This is a genomic window from Paenibacillus sp. PSB04 (genome assembly GCF_025809195.1).
Taxonomy (GTDB): Bacteria; Bacillota; Bacilli; order Paenibacillales; family Paenibacillaceae; genus Paenibacillus_AQ; species Paenibacillus_AQ favisporus.
The window spans coordinates 2,195,899-2,214,525 of the sequence record NZ_CP081301.1 but is presented as its reverse complement, the minus strand read 5'-3'; the positions used below and the strand labels follow the sequence as shown (position 1 = coordinate 2,214,525).

Genomic DNA, 18,627 nt, shown 5'->3' with positions numbered 1-18,627 from the left:
TGTCATGCAGGTATAAAAGCGGCTCAAATCGGTCATCTTGAAGGAGAAGAATCACACCACCCAGATTTGCATTCAAGGAGGACGACGATGAAACCGAAATTCCGTTTGATCTTTACGATGGCGCTGCTCTCGATCGTATTGGTATTAAGCGCATGCGGCAAAAGCAATAACGGTACGGCGGCTCCGCCTGCCAACAATACAGCCCCGTCCACCGGCGGCGGACAAACCAAAGAAATTACCGTAACGGCGAAAAACTTCGCTTTCGACCCGCCCAATATCGATCTGAAAGCCGGCGATACGGTCAAGCTGACCTTTAAAAACGCGGACGGCGTACACGGCTTCGAAATTCCTGACCTGAACGTCAATCTTCAGGACGGACAAACGGCCACCTTTACCGTAGACAAGGCCGGGACTTACGACTTCAACTGCTCGATCCAATGCGGCTCAGGCCACGACAATATGACGGGTACGATTACGGTATCCTAAAGACAAAACAAAAAAGGAGCCCATCCCAAGATGGAACTCCTTTTTTTCGATTTATGGCTTGTGGAAAGCTGCAGGAAGCAGACATTAGGTCGCCGGGGGCAGGTGCTTCAAATAAAAACGATACCAGTTGCCGCAGATAAAGCCTTCCACGTCTTCCTCGCTGTAATGCTTCTGCAGTAAATTGACCAGATCATGATATTTACCCGCATGCTCCAGACCGATGATCTTTTCACGGATACCGTCAAAATCCGATCCCAGCCCGATATGCCGGCGGCCCCCAAGGGAGCAGATATGGTCGATGTGCGCGAGCAGCCGGTCCATCGTTACCGGTTCCTCCGCATGGACAAAAGGCGGCACAAAGGTGACCCCGATGACGCCATCCGCCCGGATGATGGAGCCAATCTGCTCATCGCTCAAGTTTCTGCGGCGCGGGCATATTTTACCGGCATTGGAATGGGAGGCGATAAGCGGCTTCGCGGACAGCGACGCCAGCTCCCAGAACGCTTTTTCCGAGAGATGGGACACGTCCAGGATCAAGCCCAGACGGTTGCATTCCTGAATCAGCTGCCGGCCTTTCTCGGTCAATCCCGCTCTCCTGGACTCCATGACGCCGTCCGCCGCCCAATTGGCGTAATTCCAGGTGATGCCGATACTCCGGACGCCCAGATGATGCAGGATCCGCACATAAGCCAGGTTTCCCTGCAGCGCATCGACTCCTTCAAGCGATAGCAGCGCCCCGGTCAAGCCGTTCTTCTCTGTGTATTCGAGGTCCTCCTTGGACCGGATAAAATGGATGGGGCCGCTTGCGAGCACCTTCTCATGAAACAGGTCAATGCTCTCCAGCACATAACGAAACTCTCCGGCATACTTCTCAGGCAAGTAGACGGCAAAATTCTGGAACCCGATGCCGGCTTGTTGCATGCGTTCCAGCGTGACATCCAGCAAATCCTGTTCGTGCACAAAATCCAGCTGCGGATGCTCAAGCAGTTTGCTCAGCACATCGCAGTGGGCGTCAAATATGGTCACCGGTCATTCCTCCGTTCTTCTTGAACCTGCCGCGATAGGAATAAGAAGGCACAGGGCGATGAGGCACAGTAACAGATGGTTCATCGTGGTCTTGATTGAGGGAAGATAAAATATCGGATATCAGTTCGTGATGAGGCGACCACTGGCAGACAGGATCCGCCTGCCGCGCGTCGCCGGCCAACAGGTAAGCTTGGCAGCGGCATCCGCCGAAATCGCGGAAACGGTGTTCACAGCTCCGGCAGGGCTCCGCCATCCAGTCGAAGCCGCGGAAGCTGTTGAATGCTGCGGATTCCCGCCATATCCATTCGAGGCTCCGCTTTTTAACGGATTCGAAGGTCAAGGTATGAATGCTGGATGCCGCGGTGCAGGGCAGCACGGTTCCGTCGGGCGTCACCGTCATCGAAATTTCGCCCCACCCGCCCATGCAGGGTTTTGGGAAATCCTCATAGTAATCCGGGAGAACCCAGATCAGTTCAATCTGGCGGTCAAAGCGCGCTTTGGCCCGAAAAAAAGCTTCCTCAGCCGCCGCGAGCTGCGCTCTGGTCGGCAGCAGATGCTGGCGGTTAAGCAGCGCCCAGCCGTAGTACTGGGTATTCGCCAGCTCCAGCCGAACGGCTCCCCATGACACACACATCTCGATGATTTCCTCTACGAGGTGGATATTTTGCCTGTGCAGGACCACGTTCATATGTAAGGGGATCCCCGCCTCCCGGATCAAGGCAGCCGTTTTCTGTTTGAATTCATGTGCCCGGGAGCCGGCAATCGCATCCGCCAGGCCTGGCTCGGACGCCTGTACGCTGAGCTGCATACTGTCGACCCCCGCGTCCACCAGCTGCTGCATGCGTTTCTCTGTCACGCCAACCCCGCTGGTAATGACATTTACAAAAAAGCCCAGTTCACGGGCCTGCCGGATCAGCTGGTCCACGTCCGGTCTCATGAGCGGCTCGCCGCCTGTCAGGTGAAGCTGCACGACCCCAAGCTCACTGGCTTCCGTGAATACTCTGATCCATTCCTGCGTGCTCAGCTCATGCTCCCTTTTGGCGAGCTCTACCGGATTCGAACAGTAGGCGCAGTGAAGGGGGCACCGGTGGGTAATTTCCGCCGACAGGGCATACGGTATGCTTACGGACACTTTTCGATCCACCCCCGCTCAATGGCTTGCGTGAGAAACTCGAGAACATCCTCCTGCAGATTGGATTGATTGTATTTCGCCTCAAGCTCCCCGATAATTTGGTGAGCCGACCGTGTCCCGTCACACAGCCAAAGAATGGCCCCGGCCGTCGGATTCAGGTTGACGACGCGTTCGGGGAGCAGGAGCATATCGGTTTGCCTGGCTTTATCGAACTTCAGCCGTGCGGGACTTCGCAGCCTGAGCTGCTCCGACTGCCCCCAAGCGATCATCGCTGTGCCTCCGCATCGGGATACGCCAGACTTAACGCATCCAGAATGGCCCAGAGGACATCGCATTTAAAGTGCAGGGCGGATATGACCTGCTCCTGCTCGCCGCGGTCTTTGCATTCACGCAAAACGAGTTCCAGACCGTGGTCCGCGTCACGCGGTGCCTGATGCAGCCTCGCCTGGAAATACTCCAGTCCTTCCGGACGGATCCATGGATACAGCTGTTCAAACACGGCGATTCGCTGGGAGATGAGGACGGGAGCGAACAATTCCGTCAAAGAGGAAGCTACGGCAATGAGCCACGGCTGCAGGCGGCAGAAATTCACGTAGGCATCGACCGCAAACCGGACGGCGGGAAGGACATGGCGCTCATCCAGCATCTCCTCTCTCGGAATGCCGACGGCTTCGCCGAGGCGGATCCATGCTTCGATCCCTCCCTCGCTCCCTTCCGTTCCGTCATGGTCTACAATGCGCTGTATCCAGTGGCGGCGCTCCTCCCTGGAAGGCAGCTTCGAAAGGATGATGGCATCCTTGACGGGGATATTTTTCTGATAATAAAACCGGTTCGCCACCCAAGCCCGAAGCTGCTCGGGACTCAGCTTTCCTTCATGCATGCGTACGTGATAAGGATGCTTGTCGTGATAGCGCTGTTCCCCGACCTGGCGCAGCCTCATCGTTAATTCTTCGTTCGAGAGCAAATGCTGGTTCATGTTAGACCTCCAATTCCAATCCGTCATAACCGACCTCGATCCCCAGCTCCCGAAGGCTGCGATTCTCCGCAGAAGCCTCGTCAAGGATCGGATTGGTATTGTTGATATGGATGTAAATTTTTCGCCCAACCGATATACGGGAAAGGTGCTCCAGGCTTCCACCCGGTCCGGCAATGGGGACATGCCCCATATCGGATGCCACTAATCGGGAAATATCCAGCCGCCGAAGCTCATCCGAATGCCAAAAGGTGCCGTCCACAAGGACGCAGTCGGCTGCTTCCAATTGGGTATGAAGCTCGTTCGACCAGGACTCGACACCGGGCGCGTATACAGCAGTCCCTCCGGTCCGCTGGTCTACCATGCGGTAGCCGACGACCCAAGGGGATGTGGACGCCCCATCCGTAAGGGGATTCCGAAGGACGGACGCATACCTTGGCGGCTTGGAGCCCAGGAAGAACGGATATACCATTACTCTGCCCCCAAATAGTGGAAAAGATTCCTGCGGCCGGACTTCGTGCCACCGGTATGAAGCATAGGGCTCCAGGATTTGCCTGACCGGGAAGGCTTCCATCAGGGCGTCCAATATGGGAGCTGCGGCGTAAACGTCGATTGCCGAAGACTCCCTTAAGTGGAGGAGGCCCATCGTATGATCCAGCTCCCCGTCCGTCAGCAGCACGGTTGAAATAGGCGAATGCCGGATCGTGGAACCCGGAGCAAGCTCGGCATGGGCCTCGATCTGTGCACCGATATCCGGCGTGGCGTTGATGAGAACCCAATCGCAGCCATCATCGCTGACGGCCAGCGAATTATGCAGCCGGGCACGTAATGAGGGATCCTGCATCCGCACGCGGCGGCAGTTCGGACAGCCGCAGTTCCACTGCGGGAAGCCTCCCCCCGCCGCCGATCCCAGCACCTTCAACAGCATGTTCCTGCCCCCCTCAAAAAAATAGATGCCGGATTGCTCCGGCATGGTTCGTCACTTCTGATAAGCGTATGCGGTAACCTCTGCACAAACCTCTATGACTTCAAAATCGGGTTTAACCCACATGCCGCCACCCCCTTTGATGAAATATCCCACCATGCCTGCCAGTAGAGAGCACAAGTCTGTTTAATCATATGTTGTATTTTGGCATTCTATAACACGTAACCATGCGAAGGGGTGTTCTCTTAAGCGTTCTCTCCCAAAGTCAAAATTCGCGAGGTTCGCCAATAGGCTTCGCAGACGGCAGCAAAAAAAGCGGCATGCCTCAGCATGCCGCTTCCCTTCTGTGCGCCGGTTATTGCCCCAGCTTGGAATACCAATCATTCACTTCGTTTGTCATTTGGTCGCCGCCCGAAGACTTCCAGGTCTCGACGAATTTATCAAACGCATCCACGCCTTGCTTGCCGTAGATAATTTCGTTAAAGGTCTGATTTTCGATTTTATTCAAATAGTCCAGCTTGGATTTCATAGTTGCCGTGGTTGGGCCGGTGTACAGGTTCGGATAAGCGATGTCCTTCTGGGACATCAATACCTTGGCCGCTGCCGGCGTATCCAGACCGTAGTTGAGCTTCACTTCTTTTTCCAGGCGGGTTGTCGCTTCCTTGCCGTCCGCCAGGTTCAGCAGCGCCTTCATCTGCGCGTCCGGAATCCGGGCCCCGTCGCGCACCAGCAGGTAGCGCAGGCTGTTCACGAATCCACCGGGAATGTCCTCATACCGGAGCGGTTTGCCGCTGGCGTCCAGATCGTAATCGTATCCCTTGAAGAGGCCGTTGTCGAACACGCCTCCCGGCTGGGAATTGGCCAAATTGTCGAACATGTAGTTCTGGTAGGTAAAGAACGCTTCGGGATGCTTCATGTCCTTGTTGATCAGCGTCACGCCGTTCGTGAACAGGGTGCCGTGGCGCCCGGCTTTCCCGTCCGGCCCAGCCGGCAGGGCAATCGGCTTCCAGACCGCCGTCTTCACGTTCTTCACCGTGTCGCTCAACGGCCATCCGCTCATCCAGTAAGGTCCAGGGATAATTCCGGCTTTGCCGGCGACGGCCGGTTCGGACGTCTTGTTCTCATCCCAGAGCGCCGCTTCCTTCGGAATATAGCCTTTGGTGAACCATTCGTTCAGCTTTTGCAGCCCCGGCTTCATACCCGGGTTGATCGAGCCATACTCCAGTTTCCCGTCCGCGCCTTTGTTCCACTGCTGCGGGATGGTGCCGTAGGCGCCGAAGATCCAGGACGGATCACCCATCCAGGTATTCATCGTGGTCTTGAATCCGATGCTCAGCGGGATGACCTCGTCCGGCTTCAGACCGTCCGGATTGTTGTTTTTGAAGGCGTCCATGACCTTCTCCAGCTCATCGACCGTTTTCGGCGCGGCAAGTCCCAGCTTGTCGAGCCAATCCTGACGGATCCACAGCAAATAATCGTGGTTGTAGGCGTAATCGAGCACCGGGATGCCCATTCTTTTGCCATCGCGGATATAGGGGTTCCATACGTTCTTGTCCTGATCGATCGCCTGCTTCCACGTGTCGTTGGCATACTTGTCGAACAGCGCGCCCGCATCCTGGAACATGCCCGAATCGATCAGGTCCTGCGCCAGCTGCGCATCGCCGACGGTGACCACATCCGGCATTTCCTGGCCGGAAGACATCGCCAGCCGGAGCTTGGTTGCAAATGCGCCGTTCGTGTCGGTCACCGACCACAGCGATTTGATCTCGATGCCCAGCGTGTCCTTGGCCCACTTGGTAGCCACGTTATTTTCGATCGACTCTCCGTTCTTGAACTTCAGCTCCGGATCGACGCCCCACACCGTGCTGATCGTCACCGGCGGGTCGTATTTGTCTTTATAAGCGTTTTCATTTTCGGCTGCAGCCGGCGGGTTCTGGGCCGAATCCGCAGGAGTTCCTCCTTTGGACCCCGAGCATCCGGTGAACAGCGCGCTGACCAGCACCAGGCTGCATGCAAGCGTCAATGCCTTTTTCGTATATGCCTTCATGTCGCTCCCCCTTAAATCTATATTCCTTCTACATGTTTCATTATAGAGGTGCCCCAATCGGCGTCCTATGTCATTCTCCGAACATTTCTGCACCTTTTGCAACCTGTTACTGGTCCCGGAATTCGTTTGGATTCAGCCCGTAATGCTTCTTGAACATTTTGCTGAAGTACTGCGGGTTTTGGTATCCGAGCTCGGCGGTAATCTCGTATATTTTTTTGTTCGTCTTCTTCAGCAGATAGAGCGCACGTTCCATCCGCATCCGGATAATATAATCGCCCAGGCTCTCGCCGGTTTCGGCTTTATAGATTTTGGACAAATAGACCGGATGCAAAAAGACTTTGTCGGCAATCGTCTTCACTGACGTGTCCTGCCCCAGATCGCGGGAGACGAGCTCCTGCACTTGGTGGATAATGTAGCTGCGCGTATATTGATCGCTGGCTGACAGCTCCGCCCGGAGCTTGTCCAGCATCCGCAAGGCCCAGCTTCGCAGCTTGTCCAGCGACAGAATCATTCCCTGGTCATGGACCAGGTCAAAGCCCGACTGGTCGATTTGATAGGCAAACTGGCCCTGCTTGTGCACCATATACATGAACGCATTCGTCATCAGCAAATACACCTCGTACAGATGCTCACGGGAGTAGCTCGTCCCTTCCAAATCGGCAAAAACTTCGTCAAGCTTGTTCCGCGCGGCATCCCACTGCTTGGATTCCAGCAGGTGAATCAGCGTCGGCGGCTTATACAGCGATTCCATCGATTGGACCGGGCTGACAGGCTGTGACCGTACATCATCGAGGTACAGGATGCCCCCGGACTCGCCCCCGCCGGACATCATAAAGGAGCCGAGACCGGCCCGGTAAGCCTGGGCGATGCCATCCGGGAACGGAAACCAGTCGGTGATGACCAGCGTGATATCGCCCTTCAAGTAACTGCTCACCTGCGTGCGGAAGTTTTCCGCAAGCCCATGAAGCTTCGCTTTGCGGCGCTTCTCAAAATCCGGCAGCAGCTCAATGCCCTCTCGGTATGAGATTTTCAATGCGGCCGCCAGCACCAGACAGTCATGGGGCGCCTTGCAGCCCCACACATGAAATGCCTCCGCAAGCGTCTCCTCTGCGATGTTGCCCACCGCGTACTCCATCAGCGCCATCGAATGGTGGTCGTAATGGGCAAACTGCCGTCCGAGCTGGACGAGCAGCAGCACGGCGGGTTCGCCGACCTGCAGCGGAATTTCGTACTGGGCCAGCTTGTCCGCTACGGTCCGGTGCGACCAGCTCCGGCCCAGCACCAGATCGTGCATCAGGCTCGCTTTCAGCACGCCGGAATCCGATTTGATGGCGTACATTAACTGATGCACCTTTTCCGCCGCCTCCCACTCGTCCTTCAAAGATTCGATCGCATTCGACAAGCTGAGAATGAACTCCTCGTCGTTCACGGGCTTTAAAATATAATCAAAAGCCTGCAGCTGCAGTGCCTTCTTCGCATATTGAAAGTCCGAATATCCGGTCAGCACCATGCAGCGGATATGCGGCCAGTCCTGCTGAATCCGCTCAATCAGCTGCAGGCCGTCGGTTTCCGGCATCCGAATATCCGATACGACGATATCGATAGACTGCTCGGACAGAACGGCCAGAGCCGCCTCGGCCGAGTCGGCTTGATAAACCTTGGCAATGCCCAGGTCGTCCCACGGGATCGTGGCTTTAATGCTTTCGGTGACATAGGATTCGTCATCCACCAGTAAAATCTCAATCATTCTATGTTCCCCCTTACCTGCTGCCCGTTCGTATATTGGTATGCTCAATGGGCCAGTGGAGCTCTACCCGGACGCCGCCCAGACCGGACTTTGCGAAGCGGAGCCCGGCGGTGTCGCCGTAATGGATCAGCATGCGCTGCCGCACGTTCCACAGCCCGCAGCCCATATCCTGGCTCATCGGCAGGGTCAAGGAACGGCGCAGCCCCTCCATCTGCTCTTCCGTCATGCCGCGGCCGCCGTCTTCGACGATGATCCGCATTTCACCGGGTCCGACTTCACCGGCGATCCGCACGCTGCCTGCGCCGGACTTCGGCTCGATTCCATGCAGCACCGCATTCTCAACCAGCGGCTGGACGACCAGCAGCGGTACTTCCCATTTGCGCATCACCTCAGGGATATCAACAGCAAATTCGAGCTGAGGCTTGCGCATCTTCTGAATCTCCAAATAGCTGCGGACAAAGTCCAGCTCTTCCTGCAGCGGGACGACATCCCTCTCCTGCCGTGTCGTGTAACGGTAATAGTTCGACAAGTTGTGGGCCATCGCCACCACGGCCTTCATGTTCCCGAGCTTCGCCATGCTGGAAATGAAGGAAAAGCAGTTGTAGAAAAAATGCGGATTGATCTGCGATTGCAGCTGCTTCAGCCGCGCCTCCCTGACGTGGATCCGCTCCATATACACGTTCTCGAACAGCTCCTGAATCTGCCCGACCATCGAGTTGAAGCGCTGGAACACGAAGCCGAATTCATTGTTTCCCTTGGCCTCCAGCCGGACGGAATAATCCTCGTGCTGCAGCTTCTTGAACGCCAAAACAAGGCGCTTCACCGGAACCTGAACCTGGGCATACAGCATATAAGCTGCCAGACAGCTGAGCAGCAGCGTCAAGCCGACGGAAACATAAAACAGCCGGTTCGACTGCTCGATCGGCGCAACGATTTCTTTCAGCGGCACGTAGTCAATCAGGTACCAGCCGGTGGTGTCCGAGGCGGCGATGTTGACCAGATAGGTTTCGCCGTCCAGCACGAGCCTCCGGTTCTCCGCCTTCTTCAGCGGCTCCTGCCGAAGCTGCCGCAGGATGGAGTCTGTCAGCGGCCGATCCGCCGACCGGTTATAGATTACGCCCATGTCCGGCCTGTAGTAGATCGGGTCGCGCCGCCCGTCGCTTTTGAACTTGTCCAGCATGTTCTGGATATTGCTGCTGTCAAACTGCAGCTCGATGATCAGATTGGCGTCTTCGGGATGGCTGAAGGAAGAATACGGATACGCCGTGAACAAGGAGAACGAATAGTACGCCCCGTCTCCTACCCCCATCTTTTTCACCTGCCAGCCGGGCCTCATCCGCTTCTTCAAATCGTCGTTATCGTAGGATTCCACGTCGTTGTCCGACACCATCCGCCCCAGCGACGGGGAAAAAATGTAGAGCTTCGTTTTCCAGTCTGACGAGCTTTCCTGAATGTTCAGCTTCGTCTGGATCCGTTTCACCAGGTTAATCATGTCGAGATTGAAATACTCACTGTTCAAAAAAACGTCCTTAAATCCGAAAATATCGGGATCCTGGATCAGCAGGGTCGGCCACAAGGAAAAGCGCTCGATGTTCGTGTTGACCTGCGTCTGGAAAAAGTTCAGCTGGTTGGCGCTCGATTGGCTGAGCTCCGTCCCCAGCACTTCCGTGCTCGTACGGTTGGAATAGAAGTAAAGGCCCACGATCGGAACAAGCATCATGACGAGCAATAGCACCATTTTACGGAATAATGTATTTCTGGGCACGGCAGTTCACACCTTACGCATATTTTTAAAGTCATGGATCAGCAAGACGTGCATCTTTGTCAGAACATGTCTAAAAGCATCATCATTATACTGGAAACGGATGCATGCGAGTAGCGTTCTTTTCACCAAAGAAGAAGCCCCACCTGCCTTAAGTGAACCCGCCATGGAACGCGTGATCAAATGACCGGATGAATCGGAGAGCCGTTCTCTTATTATTGTAGGGAGCCTGCTCCGCCCCGAAAATGGTTCATTCTTCAACAATTCAGCACTTTTCGCAACCAAACGGATGGAGAACGGCATAGCTACGCCCGATATGAGGTCAAAAAAAAGCAGGCCGCTGTTTGCGGCCTGCCCTTGATTCCCCGGAGTCAGCTTAGATGCCCGGAATCGAATTGCGCTTATGTGCGGTACGCTTATAGTAGCTCTCCAGGCGCTCCTTCGCCTGCGGGCTCACTTCCTTGCCTTCCAGATAGTCGCTGTTCTCGTCATAAGTAATGCCGAGCTCGCCTTCGTCCGTCTGGCCTTCCCACAAACCGGCGGTAGGCGCCTTATCCAGAATCGCCTGCGGCACGCCAAGGTAGCCGGCCAGCTGGCGGACCTGACGCTTGTTGAGCGTGCTGAGCGGCGTAATGTCCACCGCACCGTCGCCCCACTTCGTGTAGAAGCCGGTAATGGCTTCGGAAGCATGGTCCGTTCCCACGACGAGCAGGTTCAGGTCAAATGCCAGCGCATACTGCATCACCATGCGTGTTCTCGCCTTGATATTCCCTTTGCCCTGCGGGGTCAGGTGGCGGTGGATGCCAATTTGCTTGAGCCCATGCTCCGCTTCCAAGGCAATTTCGCCGACGGCATCCTCGATATTGGTCTCGGCCTTATATTTCAGGTTAAAAGCTTCCGCCACCGCGTAGCTGTGCTCGATATCCTCCTGAACCGCATAGGGCTGGAACACGCCCAGCGTCATATATTCCTTGCCTTCCTCCTCGCTGAGCTCGTCGGTCGCCCGTTTGCACAGGCCGGTCGCCACGGCGCTGTCGATCCCCCCGCTGATGGCAATGAGCAGTCCCTTCGCCCCCGCGCTCTTCACATAGGATTTCAGGAAATCCACCCTTTTCCGGACTTCGCTCTCCACATCGATTGCCGGCTTCACGCCAAGGGCCGCAATAATTTCTTCCTGCAAACTCACGATAAGCACCTCTCTTGAACAGAATAGTCGATTAAATACGGTGTGATTGCAAACACAAAAGCCCCGTACGTATCGGATGTCCGAATACCCGGGGCATTATGTACGAGGTGCGCCGATTAACGGCACACCCGGTCAAACGCTTCGATCAGATCGTCGGCAATTTCTTGAGCCGAACGGTCTTCGATTTGGTGACGCTCAATAAAATGAACAAGCTCCCCGTCCTTCATCAGGGCGATGGATGGAGAAGACGGCGGATACGGAGCGAAATACTCGCGTGCTTTCGCGGTCGCTTCTTTATCCTGTCCGGCAAATACCGTAAATAGATTGTCAGGCACGATGTCATGCTGCAAAGCCTGAGCTACGCCGGGACGGCATTGGCCGGCGGCACAGCCGCACACCGAGTTAACGACAACCAGCGTGGTGCCCGGCGCGTCCGGAAGGTGAGTCTCCACTTCTTCCGCGGTTCTAAGTTCCTTAATGCCGAGGCGCGTCAGTTCGTCACGCATCGGTTGAATCATATCCTTCATATATCTGTCAAAAGACATGGCCATTCCCTATCACTCCTTGGATACAAAATATCAATGGACAAGCTCATAACAACATCCGCTGTTAATACTCCTATTATACATCCATAAGGGTCGAAATCAAGAGAAGCAGCGGCCTTGCGGGCTGTCAGATCATTCCCGCCCACGAATCCGTAACGGGGAACTGAATGGTGAAAGCCGTCCCCTTTCCCTCCTCCGATTCTACCGATATTTTGCCGTGATGGCGCTCCACGATGCTGAGACAGAGGGCAAGACCGAGCCCGGTACCTTTGGCTTTGGTCGTAAAAAACGGCTCGAACAGCCGCTCCTGCCTGCTCTTGGCGATCCCCATCCCCGTATCCTTGATGATCAGCTCCACAAAGGAGTCGTTCAGCCTCGTCTCGATCGTCAGCTGCCCTTTTTCCTCCATAGCTTCCATGCCGTTGCGCGACAGGTTCAGCACCAGCTGCTTGATTTCCTTGGCGTTCAGGCTCAGCTCCGGGACCTTCTCGTCCAGGATCAGCTCGATCGTCTGTCCGCGCAGATTCGCATCCGCCCACAACAGCGGGCTTAAATCGCTGATGATCGTATGCAGATGCCATTGTTCTTTCTCGGCGATACGGTTCTGGGCAAGGGATAAAAAGTCGTTGATAATCCCGTTCGCCCGGTCCAGTTCCTCCATGACGATCCGGTAGTAATGGTCGAGCGCTTCCGGGCTCTTCTCCTTCATCAGCTGCAGGAAGCCCCGGACGACGGCCATGGGATTGCGTATTTCATGGGTGATGCTGGCCGCCATCTGACCGACAAGGCTGAGTCTTTCCACATTCTCCAGCTCGCTTCGCAGCCTCGCCAGCTCGGTCACGTCCTGAAAAGCGAGGACCGCTCCGATAATGGCACCTGTATGTGTATTCGTTAATGGTGATGTGCTTATGTAGTAGTTATGCGTTCCGATGCGGATCAGTTCATTGCCCAGCTTCTTGCCCTGAAGCGCCTGAACGATCCGGTAGTTGATGTAGTCTTGACCCATGATATCCACAAACATCGTGACAGGGTAGCCGAGCACGTCCTGCTTAGTAAGGTCGGGGTCCTTCGTCTTGACCAGGTTCATCATCGTGTCGTTGATGCTTGTAATATTGCCGGCATGATCGACCGAAACCATTGAAATGGGCGTAGCATCGATGACCTGCTGCAGCTTCTCCTCTTCCCTGAGATATTTCTCGGAGATGCCCATAACCTGCTCCTTCAGCCGCAGCTTCTCCAGAGCAAATTCAATCATATACACCAGAGTACCCCCGGTGAACATACTGGTTAATATATAGAAGAGAACGATCAGCACCAGCCCTGCATCGGTTAAATTCAGGTTGGGAGATTCGATAATCGGGGCGGCCGTGATCAATAGCATCGCAGGCATAAGGCACAGCCACAGCTTGTTGATCTTCTCCGTGAGCGGCCCTTTCCGGAACTTTGGGGACATCCAGATCAGAAGAGGGTATAGCGGTAATCCGGTATGCAGAAACAAACCGAGTACCGTCCAATTGGGATTAAATATGAAGTCGCACAGAAGGCACAGCCCCGCCAGAGGCAGGCCTGTCTTATATCCTCCATACAGCATCCCGATAAACAGCGGCAGAATGCCCAGGTTTAATGGAATGTAGTTAAAAATGGAGGTGGAAAACATCGAGCAGAGCAAAATCGTCAGAGCGCTGGACAAAATAATGACAAGATCAAAATCCATGGCTTCCATTCGCTTTCTACGCCTAAAAACCCGGACATATTTGTCCAGTCCCATTGGGAAGAGAAAAGCGAAGGAACCGGCCATAAGTACCTGTGTTATAATGTTTTTCAGTGCGTAAATAATCGCCAATCCCTCCTCCCCGCCAGGGCAGGTATGTGTAGTTCCCAATACGAATCTTTAGTGATTGCAGCTGGTTCTTCTTGCCGTTCGAGTGAAAGCGATTCATTACAGGTTTAACGGACTACAAGGAATAGGAAGATGTACCGCTGTTTTATGATGAAAGACGATTTCCTTTTGATTAAATCACAGCCAACACGATATTACAATATATCCTGATATATCCTAAAAAAGGACACACGAAACAGGAAAATAGACTGACGTAAAAATAAAGGAGTTTAACCAGTGAACCGATATGACGTAATTGTTGCCGGAGGCGGATCCGCGGGTCTAATGGCATGTGTCTCGGCCGCCCGGCATGGGGCATCTGTCCTGCTTTTGGACAAAGGAAATAAACTTGGCCGCAAGCTCGGCATTTCCGGAGGAGGCCGCTGCAACGTAACCAATGCTAAAGAAACCGATGACCTGATCGCCCATATCCCGGGCAACGGCCGCTTTTTGTACAGCGCGTTCCAGCATTTTAACAACCGGGATATTATGAGCTTTTTTGAAGGGCTCGGCATTGCCCTGAAGGAAGAGGACAACGGGCGGATGTTTCCGGTATCCGACAAGGCCGCCAGCGTCGTGGGCGCTCTCATTCAGGAGGTGAAGAGGCTCGGCGTGGAGATCAAAACGGACAGCCCGATTGAGGAGGTGCTCTATGAGGATGGAAGAACGGCAGGCGTTCGTCTGAAGTCCGGCCATATTTACAGAGCCCCCAGCGTCATTGTCGCCACCGGCGGCAAATCCGTGCCCCATACTGGATCCACCGGTGACGGTTACCCTTGGGCAGAGGCCGCCGGCCACACCATTACCGAGCTGTACCCTACCGAAGTCCCTATCGTTTCCCATGAAAAGTGGATCCAGTCCAAGGAGCTTCAGGGACTCTCCCTGCGGGACGTGGAGCTCTCCGTGTGGAATCCCAAAGGTAAAAAAGTGATCGGGCACCGCGGGGATATGATCTTTACCCATTTCGGCGTATCCGGTCCGATCGCCCTGCGATGCAGCCAATTTCTGCGGCAGGTCAAAAATAAGTTTCATACGCCCGACGTCGAAATGGCCATCGACTTGTTCCCGGATCTGGACGTTTCGTCACTCGACCAGCTGCTTAGGGACAAACTCGCGTCCGAGCCGAAAAAGGCGATCCGTAACGTGCTCAAGGGCCAGGTCCCCGACCGGCTGCTTCCGCTGCTGTTCGATAAATCCCAGCTGGACGGGGACGCGACCTACGCCCATCTTCCCAAGCAGCAGTGGGGGGATTTTGTCGCCTGCCTGAAGCAGTTCCGTTTCCGCGCGGTCGGCACCAAATCGATCGAGGAGGCGTTTGTCACCGGCGGAGGCGTCAACCTGAAGGAGATCAATCCGAAGACGATGGAATCGAAGCTGATGCCGGGGCTGTTTTTCTGCGGCGAAGTACTCGACATTCACGGATACACCGGCGGCTACAACATTACGGCCGCCTTCTCGACCGGCTATACCGCCGGCATGCACGCAGCGGGTTACCATTAATAATCCAATTTCGAGGTGATCGGTATGAGGATGGAGCTGAACAATGATTTTTGCCGGCAATTCGGCATTCGTTACCCTATTTTTCAGGCGGGCATGGCCGGCGGTCCCACGACGCCTGAACTCGTGGCCGCCGTATCGAATGCCGGCGGCCTCGGCACACTGGGGGCGGCCTACATGGAGCCTGCGGCGATCCGCGCAGCGATCGCGGACATCCGCGGGCGGACAAGCGCCCCATTTGCGGTCAATCTGTTCACCGTCCCGATGGAAGACGACAATCGCCGGACCGCCGAGGTCCAGCGTGTGCTCGACTCCATCCGGGACGATCTGGGATTGCCTCCCGCCCCGCCCCAGGCGGTCCAAACGCCGGATCACTTGGAGCGGCAGTTCGCCGAAGTGCTTGAAGCCGGCGTTCCCGTGATCAGCACCGCTTTTGGCGTGCTGTCCCCGCGGCAAATGGAGCTGGCCAAGACGGCCGGCATGAAGGTGGTCGCCATGGCGACCACCGTGGAGGAGGCGCTGGAAGCCGAGCGCGCCGGCTGCGATGCGGTTGTCGCCCAGGGAAGCGAGGCCGGCGGCCACCGCGGCACGTTCAACGTCGATGCTCACCCAATGGGGGCGAACATCGGCACCTTTGCCCTCGTGCCGCAGATCGCCGACCGGGTGTCCATCCCGGTCATCGCCGCCGGCGGCATCATGGACGGGCGCGGCATGGTCGCCGCCATGGTTCTGGGAGCGCAGGCGGTCCAAATGGGCACCCGCTTCCTGACGGCGGCCGAATCCGGTGCGCATCCCGCCTACCAGGCGGCGCTGCTTGCCAGCACCGAAGAGAGCACGGTGCTGACCAAGGCCTTCTCAGGCCGGCCCGCCCGGGGCATCGCCAACGCCTTCGTCCGGGAGTGGAACCAGAGCGGCGTAGAGCCGCTTCCGTTCCCGACGCAGAACACGGCGACCCGGGATATTCGGAACGCGGCCGCCCGGCAGAATCAAGCCGGTTACATGTCGCTGTGGGCCGGGCAGGCGACAAGAATGCTGAAAGCGGGCCAGAGCGCCGCAGACATCGTGGAGGAAACCGTCCGGCAGGTGCTCGAAATATTGGAATCTTAGCTCCTGCGCGATTCGTACGATTGTGATGCAATGATGTGACGTTATGCTTTCCTACCAAAAAACGCCTGGATCTAAGATCCGGCGTTTTTTTAGATTAAGAACGTATATATTTGGAGCAGAGCTGTTGATCATATCTTTCGCAGCATCAGCAACTGAAGAAGGGTTACCGTGATCCAAACAGCTGCGAGCGCCAGCGGAATCAGCATAACCGCAGCTATCCAGACCGGCAGCATGGAGAACAGCAGCAGCCCTGACGTCACGAGCGCATACGGCGCAAGCAGCATCCGCACGGCCTTCTTCATGGCGCCCAGCTTCACCTCGTCCGCCCAGGGCAGCATCGTAACAAAGCCTTCCTTCATAAAGGCCGCTGCATTCAAATACAGCCAGTAAGCCAGCAGCAAATGAAGCGCGGCGTAGACCAGAATCTTCACCCCGGGGGGCAGCGTCAACAGAATGGCCGCGCTGAGCGACATAACCTGCGCATATCCTGTAAGCTGCTTCGTCTGGCGTACATATGCCTTCACGCATGCCCCGGCCAGGCGATCGACTGGCGTTGTCGATCGGAACAGACGCTGGGACCGCCGGAAAATCCATGGTCTGCTGCGAATTTTCCGCGGTTTGTCCATGGCGCTGCTCAGCACGAGTCCGGTCAGTTTGGTCCGCTGAACCAGCTCTTCCTGGATATCGTTCATAAATGTGCCGCGAGTTCTCATCCGCACCAGGAGCAGCAGCACGTTGATCACCGCCAGCAGGGCGGAAGCGGCAGCCAGCCAGGACGGGCTGTCTATCCACCATACCGACAATGTGACGTATGCTGCGGCCGGAAGCACGACCATGGGCAGATACAGCAGCCATCTCCGCCAGCCGTGAGCCCGGATCCGTGCGAAATGCTTCAGCCAGACCATCAGGCCGCCGGCCATCACCGTGAAGAGCAGCCAACACCAGGCAGCATCAAGGCTGATCCCATATCTGCGGACCATAAAGGGAAGCACCAGCAGAAAGCCCGCTCCCGCCTTCAGGGCTGTGGCGATCATGCTGTAAATGCCTCCCCTCAGCATCAGCCCGCGCAGCCACCGTACGCGCTGATGAATGAAGAGAACGTCGGCCTCCCGAACCATAAGGAACATTTTTCCCGCTGACAGCCACAATAACAGAAATACAGGAATAACGCCGAATATCATATGGCTGCTCCACTGCGGGAGCGGCTCCTTCCATAAACCGTAATACAGCCTTCCCCCCAGCAGCGCGCCCGGAATCAGCATATACAGGAGCACCGTCCAGTCCGCCACTGACCGGATGACGGCGATCGTTTCCTTCCAGTGGGTCCGGAGCCGGTGCCAAAACAATCGCCCGGGGGTTGGGTAGGCATAACCGGTATTGCTTGAGTCCGCCATGTTCATCTCCTTTCCATGGATGTCAGCCAGTCTGCGAAGAAATATCCGGTCCACGAAGACTGGGCTCGTCGAAGCATCCGGCCTCAGGTCAGGGCATCAAAGCAGTCGAACAGCGAGGCGTCCGGCAGCCCGGCCGTCCTGCGGATATCCGTCAAATCCCCTTTGGCCACCATTCGCCCGCCGGAGATCATCACGAACGCATCGCAGATCCGCTCGGCCGTATCCAGCACATGGGTAGACATCAGCACGCCGGCGCCCCTGCCCCGCTCCTCTTCCAGGAGCCGCAAAAAATCCTTGGTCGCCCGCGGATCCAGGCCGATGAAGGGCTCGTCCACGATATAAATATCGGGTTCCGCCAGAAATCCGAGCATGAGCATCATTTTCTGCTTCATCCCTTTGGAAAAACCGGCCGGGAGCTGATGCTTCACCCCGCTCATGCCGAACTGGGCCAGCAGCTCCTCCGCATGGCGGACAAAAGCCTCGTATTCCAATTCGTAAGCAGCCGCAGCCAAATCGAGATGCTCCCAGAGCGTCAAATCGTCATAAAACACCGGCTGCTCGGGGATGTAGGCGTACCGCCCGCTCTCCCCTCCGATCGTTACGGACGCCTTGGAGTACTTCAGCAGACCGAGCAGCGTCTTCAGCGTCGTGCTTTTTCCGGCACCGTTCGGACCGATGACGCCCAGCAGCTCGCCAGGCGCCACTTGAAAAGAAACGTCCCAAATGCGCGGCTGACCTTCTTCATATCCCGCTTCCTCGATATGCACATCGAGCACAGGCAGCAATGGCTCCATGATCCACCTCCAGCAAAAATAATCCGTTTCAGCCATAGAGCTTATGTATATCAACAAAGGCGACCAAAACCATATGGATCGGAACCGCTGCGTCCCGACCCTGCATCATAATTTAACTATATGAAAA

The 18,627-nt window shown here is 56.0% G+C and carries 17 protein-coding genes; 3 read left to right on the top strand and 14 right to left on the bottom strand.

The window, feature by feature from the left end:
- Nucleotides 1-87: 87 nt before the first annotated feature.
- On the top strand, nt 88-486 hold the full coding sequence (locus K2F33_RS10415) for a cupredoxin domain-containing protein (protein ID WP_263881599.1): 399 nt from the start codon (nt 88-90) through the stop codon (nt 484-486).
- Nucleotides 487-570: 84 nt separating this feature from the next.
- Here the strand turns inward: K2F33_RS10415 and K2F33_RS10410 are convergent, their stop codons facing one another.
- The 12 genes from K2F33_RS10410 to K2F33_RS10360 form a co-directional block, all read right to left on the bottom strand.
- On the bottom strand, nt 571-1,512 hold the full coding sequence (locus K2F33_RS10410; RefSeq protein WP_263881598.1) for a dipeptidase: 942 nt from the start codon (nt 1,510-1,512) through the stop codon (nt 571-573).
- Nucleotides 1,499-2,644, bottom strand: coding sequence for a pyrroloquinoline quinone biosynthesis protein PqqE (gene pqqE / locus K2F33_RS10405; protein ID WP_076175865.1), 1,146 nt, complete (start codon nt 2,642-2,644; stop codon nt 1,499-1,501). Before pqqE ends, K2F33_RS10410 begins: the two co-directional genes overlap by 14 nt.
- On the bottom strand, nt 2,635-2,913 hold the full coding sequence (gene pqqD, locus K2F33_RS10400; protein WP_076175868.1) for a pyrroloquinoline quinone biosynthesis peptide chaperone PqqD: 279 nt from the start codon (nt 2,911-2,913) through the stop codon (nt 2,635-2,637). The genes pqqE and pqqD overlap by 10 nt, the downstream gene beginning before the upstream one ends.
- On the bottom strand, nt 2,910-3,620 hold the full coding sequence (pqqC, locus tag K2F33_RS10395; protein ID WP_076175870.1) for a pyrroloquinoline-quinone synthase PqqC: 711 nt from the start codon (nt 3,618-3,620) through the stop codon (nt 2,910-2,912). Before pqqC ends, pqqD begins: the two co-directional genes overlap by 4 nt.
- 1 nt (nt 3,621) lies before the next feature.
- Entirely contained in the window at nt 3,622-4,545 is a 924-nt protein-coding gene (gene pqqB / locus K2F33_RS10390; RefSeq protein ID WP_263881597.1) for a pyrroloquinoline quinone biosynthesis protein PqqB, read from the bottom strand.
- Nucleotides 4,546-4,596: 51 nt separating this feature from the next.
- A complete protein-coding gene (pqqA, locus tag K2F33_RS33690) occupies nt 4,597-4,668 on the bottom strand; it encodes a pyrroloquinoline quinone precursor peptide PqqA (protein WP_354499730.1) in 72 nt (23 codons plus the stop codon).
- A gap of 229 nt (nt 4,669-4,897) precedes the next feature.
- Nucleotides 4,898-6,589, bottom strand: coding sequence for an extracellular solute-binding protein (locus tag K2F33_RS10385; protein WP_263881596.1), 1,692 nt, complete (start codon nt 6,587-6,589; stop codon nt 4,898-4,900).
- 106 nt (nt 6,590-6,695) lie between these two features.
- Nucleotides 6,696-8,336, bottom strand: coding sequence for a response regulator (locus K2F33_RS10380; protein ID WP_263881595.1), 1,641 nt, complete (start codon nt 8,334-8,336; stop codon nt 6,696-6,698).
- A gap of 13 nt (nt 8,337-8,349) precedes the next feature.
- Entirely contained in the window at nt 8,350-10,101 is a 1,752-nt protein-coding gene (locus K2F33_RS10375; RefSeq protein ID WP_263881594.1) for a sensor histidine kinase, read from the bottom strand.
- Nucleotides 10,102-10,474: 373 nt separating this feature from the next.
- Nucleotides 10,475-11,284 (bottom strand): ammonia-dependent NAD(+) synthetase, encoded by an 810-nt coding sequence (gene nadE, locus K2F33_RS10370; RefSeq protein ID WP_076175883.1) that lies wholly within the window; start codon nt 11,282-11,284, stop codon nt 10,475-10,477.
- A 116-nt stretch (nt 11,285-11,400) separates the two neighbouring features.
- Nucleotides 11,401-11,835 carry a BrxA/BrxB family bacilliredoxin gene (locus tag K2F33_RS10365; protein ID WP_076175886.1) on the bottom strand — a complete coding sequence of 145 codons (435 nt, stop codon included), beginning with the start codon at nt 11,833-11,835 and terminating at the stop codon, nt 11,401-11,403.
- A 121-nt stretch (nt 11,836-11,956) separates the two neighbouring features.
- A complete protein-coding gene (locus K2F33_RS10360; protein ID WP_244169441.1) occupies nt 11,957-13,552 on the bottom strand; it encodes an ATP-binding protein in 1,596 nt (531 codons plus the stop codon).
- 393 nt (nt 13,553-13,945) lie between these two features.
- Between K2F33_RS10360 and K2F33_RS10355 the strand changes: the two genes are divergently transcribed.
- On the top strand, nt 13,946-15,208 hold the full coding sequence (locus tag K2F33_RS10355) for a BaiN/RdsA family NAD(P)/FAD-dependent oxidoreductase (RefSeq protein WP_263881593.1): 1,263 nt from the start codon (nt 13,946-13,948) through the stop codon (nt 15,206-15,208).
- 24 nt (nt 15,209-15,232) lie between these two features.
- Complete coding sequence (locus tag K2F33_RS10350) at nt 15,233-16,312, top strand: NAD(P)H-dependent flavin oxidoreductase (protein WP_263882334.1); 1,080 nt, start codon at nt 15,233-15,235, stop codon at nt 16,310-16,312.
- Between the two features lie 128 nt (nt 16,313-16,440).
- Here the strand turns inward: K2F33_RS10350 and K2F33_RS10345 are convergent, their stop codons facing one another.
- Nucleotides 16,441-17,706 (bottom strand): ABC transporter permease, encoded by a 1,266-nt coding sequence (locus tag K2F33_RS10345; RefSeq protein WP_263881592.1) that lies wholly within the window; start codon nt 17,704-17,706, stop codon nt 16,441-16,443.
- Between the two features lie 83 nt (nt 17,707-17,789).
- Nucleotides 17,790-18,500 (bottom strand): ABC transporter ATP-binding protein, encoded by a 711-nt coding sequence (locus K2F33_RS10340; protein ID WP_145138155.1) that lies wholly within the window; start codon nt 18,498-18,500, stop codon nt 17,790-17,792.
- Nucleotides 18,501-18,627 lie beyond the last annotated feature (127 nt).

Bases quoted from the DNA above. Each gene is read 5' to 3' on its own strand.
- K2F33_RS10415 (WP_263881599.1), top strand. From the start codon at position 88: ATGAAACCGAAATTCCGTTTGATCTTTACGATGGCGCTGCTCTCGATC.
- pqqD (WP_076175868.1), bottom strand. From the start codon at position 2,913: ATGATCGCTTGGGGGCAGTCGGAGCAGCTCAGGCTGCGAAGTCCCGCA.
- pqqC (WP_076175870.1), bottom strand. From the start codon at position 3,620: ATGAACCAGCATTTGCTCTCGAACGAAGAATTAACGATGAGGCTGCGC.
- pqqB (WP_263881597.1), bottom strand. From the start codon at position 4,545: ATGCTGTTGAAGGTGCTGGGATCGGCGGCGGGGGGAGGCTTCCCGCAG.
- K2F33_RS10385 (WP_263881596.1), bottom strand. From the start codon at position 6,589: ATGAAGGCATATACGAAAAAGGCATTGACGCTTGCATGCAGCCTGGTG.
- K2F33_RS10380 (WP_263881595.1), bottom strand. From the start codon at position 8,336: ATGATTGAGATTTTACTGGTGGATGACGAATCCTATGTCACCGAAAGC.
- K2F33_RS10365 (WP_076175886.1), bottom strand. From the start codon at position 11,835: ATGGCCATGTCTTTTGACAGATATATGAAGGATATGATTCAACCGATG.
- K2F33_RS10360 (WP_244169441.1), bottom strand. From the start codon at position 13,552: ATGGAAGCCATGGATTTTGATCTTGTCATTATTTTGTCCAGCGCTCTG.
- K2F33_RS10350 (WP_263882334.1), top strand. From the start codon at position 15,233: ATGAGGATGGAGCTGAACAATGATTTTTGCCGGCAATTCGGCATTCGT.
- K2F33_RS10345 (WP_263881592.1), bottom strand. From the start codon at position 17,706: ATGGCGGACTCAAGCAATACCGGTTATGCCTACCCAACCCCCGGGCGA.
- K2F33_RS10340 (WP_145138155.1), bottom strand. From the start codon at position 18,500: ATGGAGCCATTGCTGCCTGTGCTCGATGTGCATATCGAGGAAGCGGGA.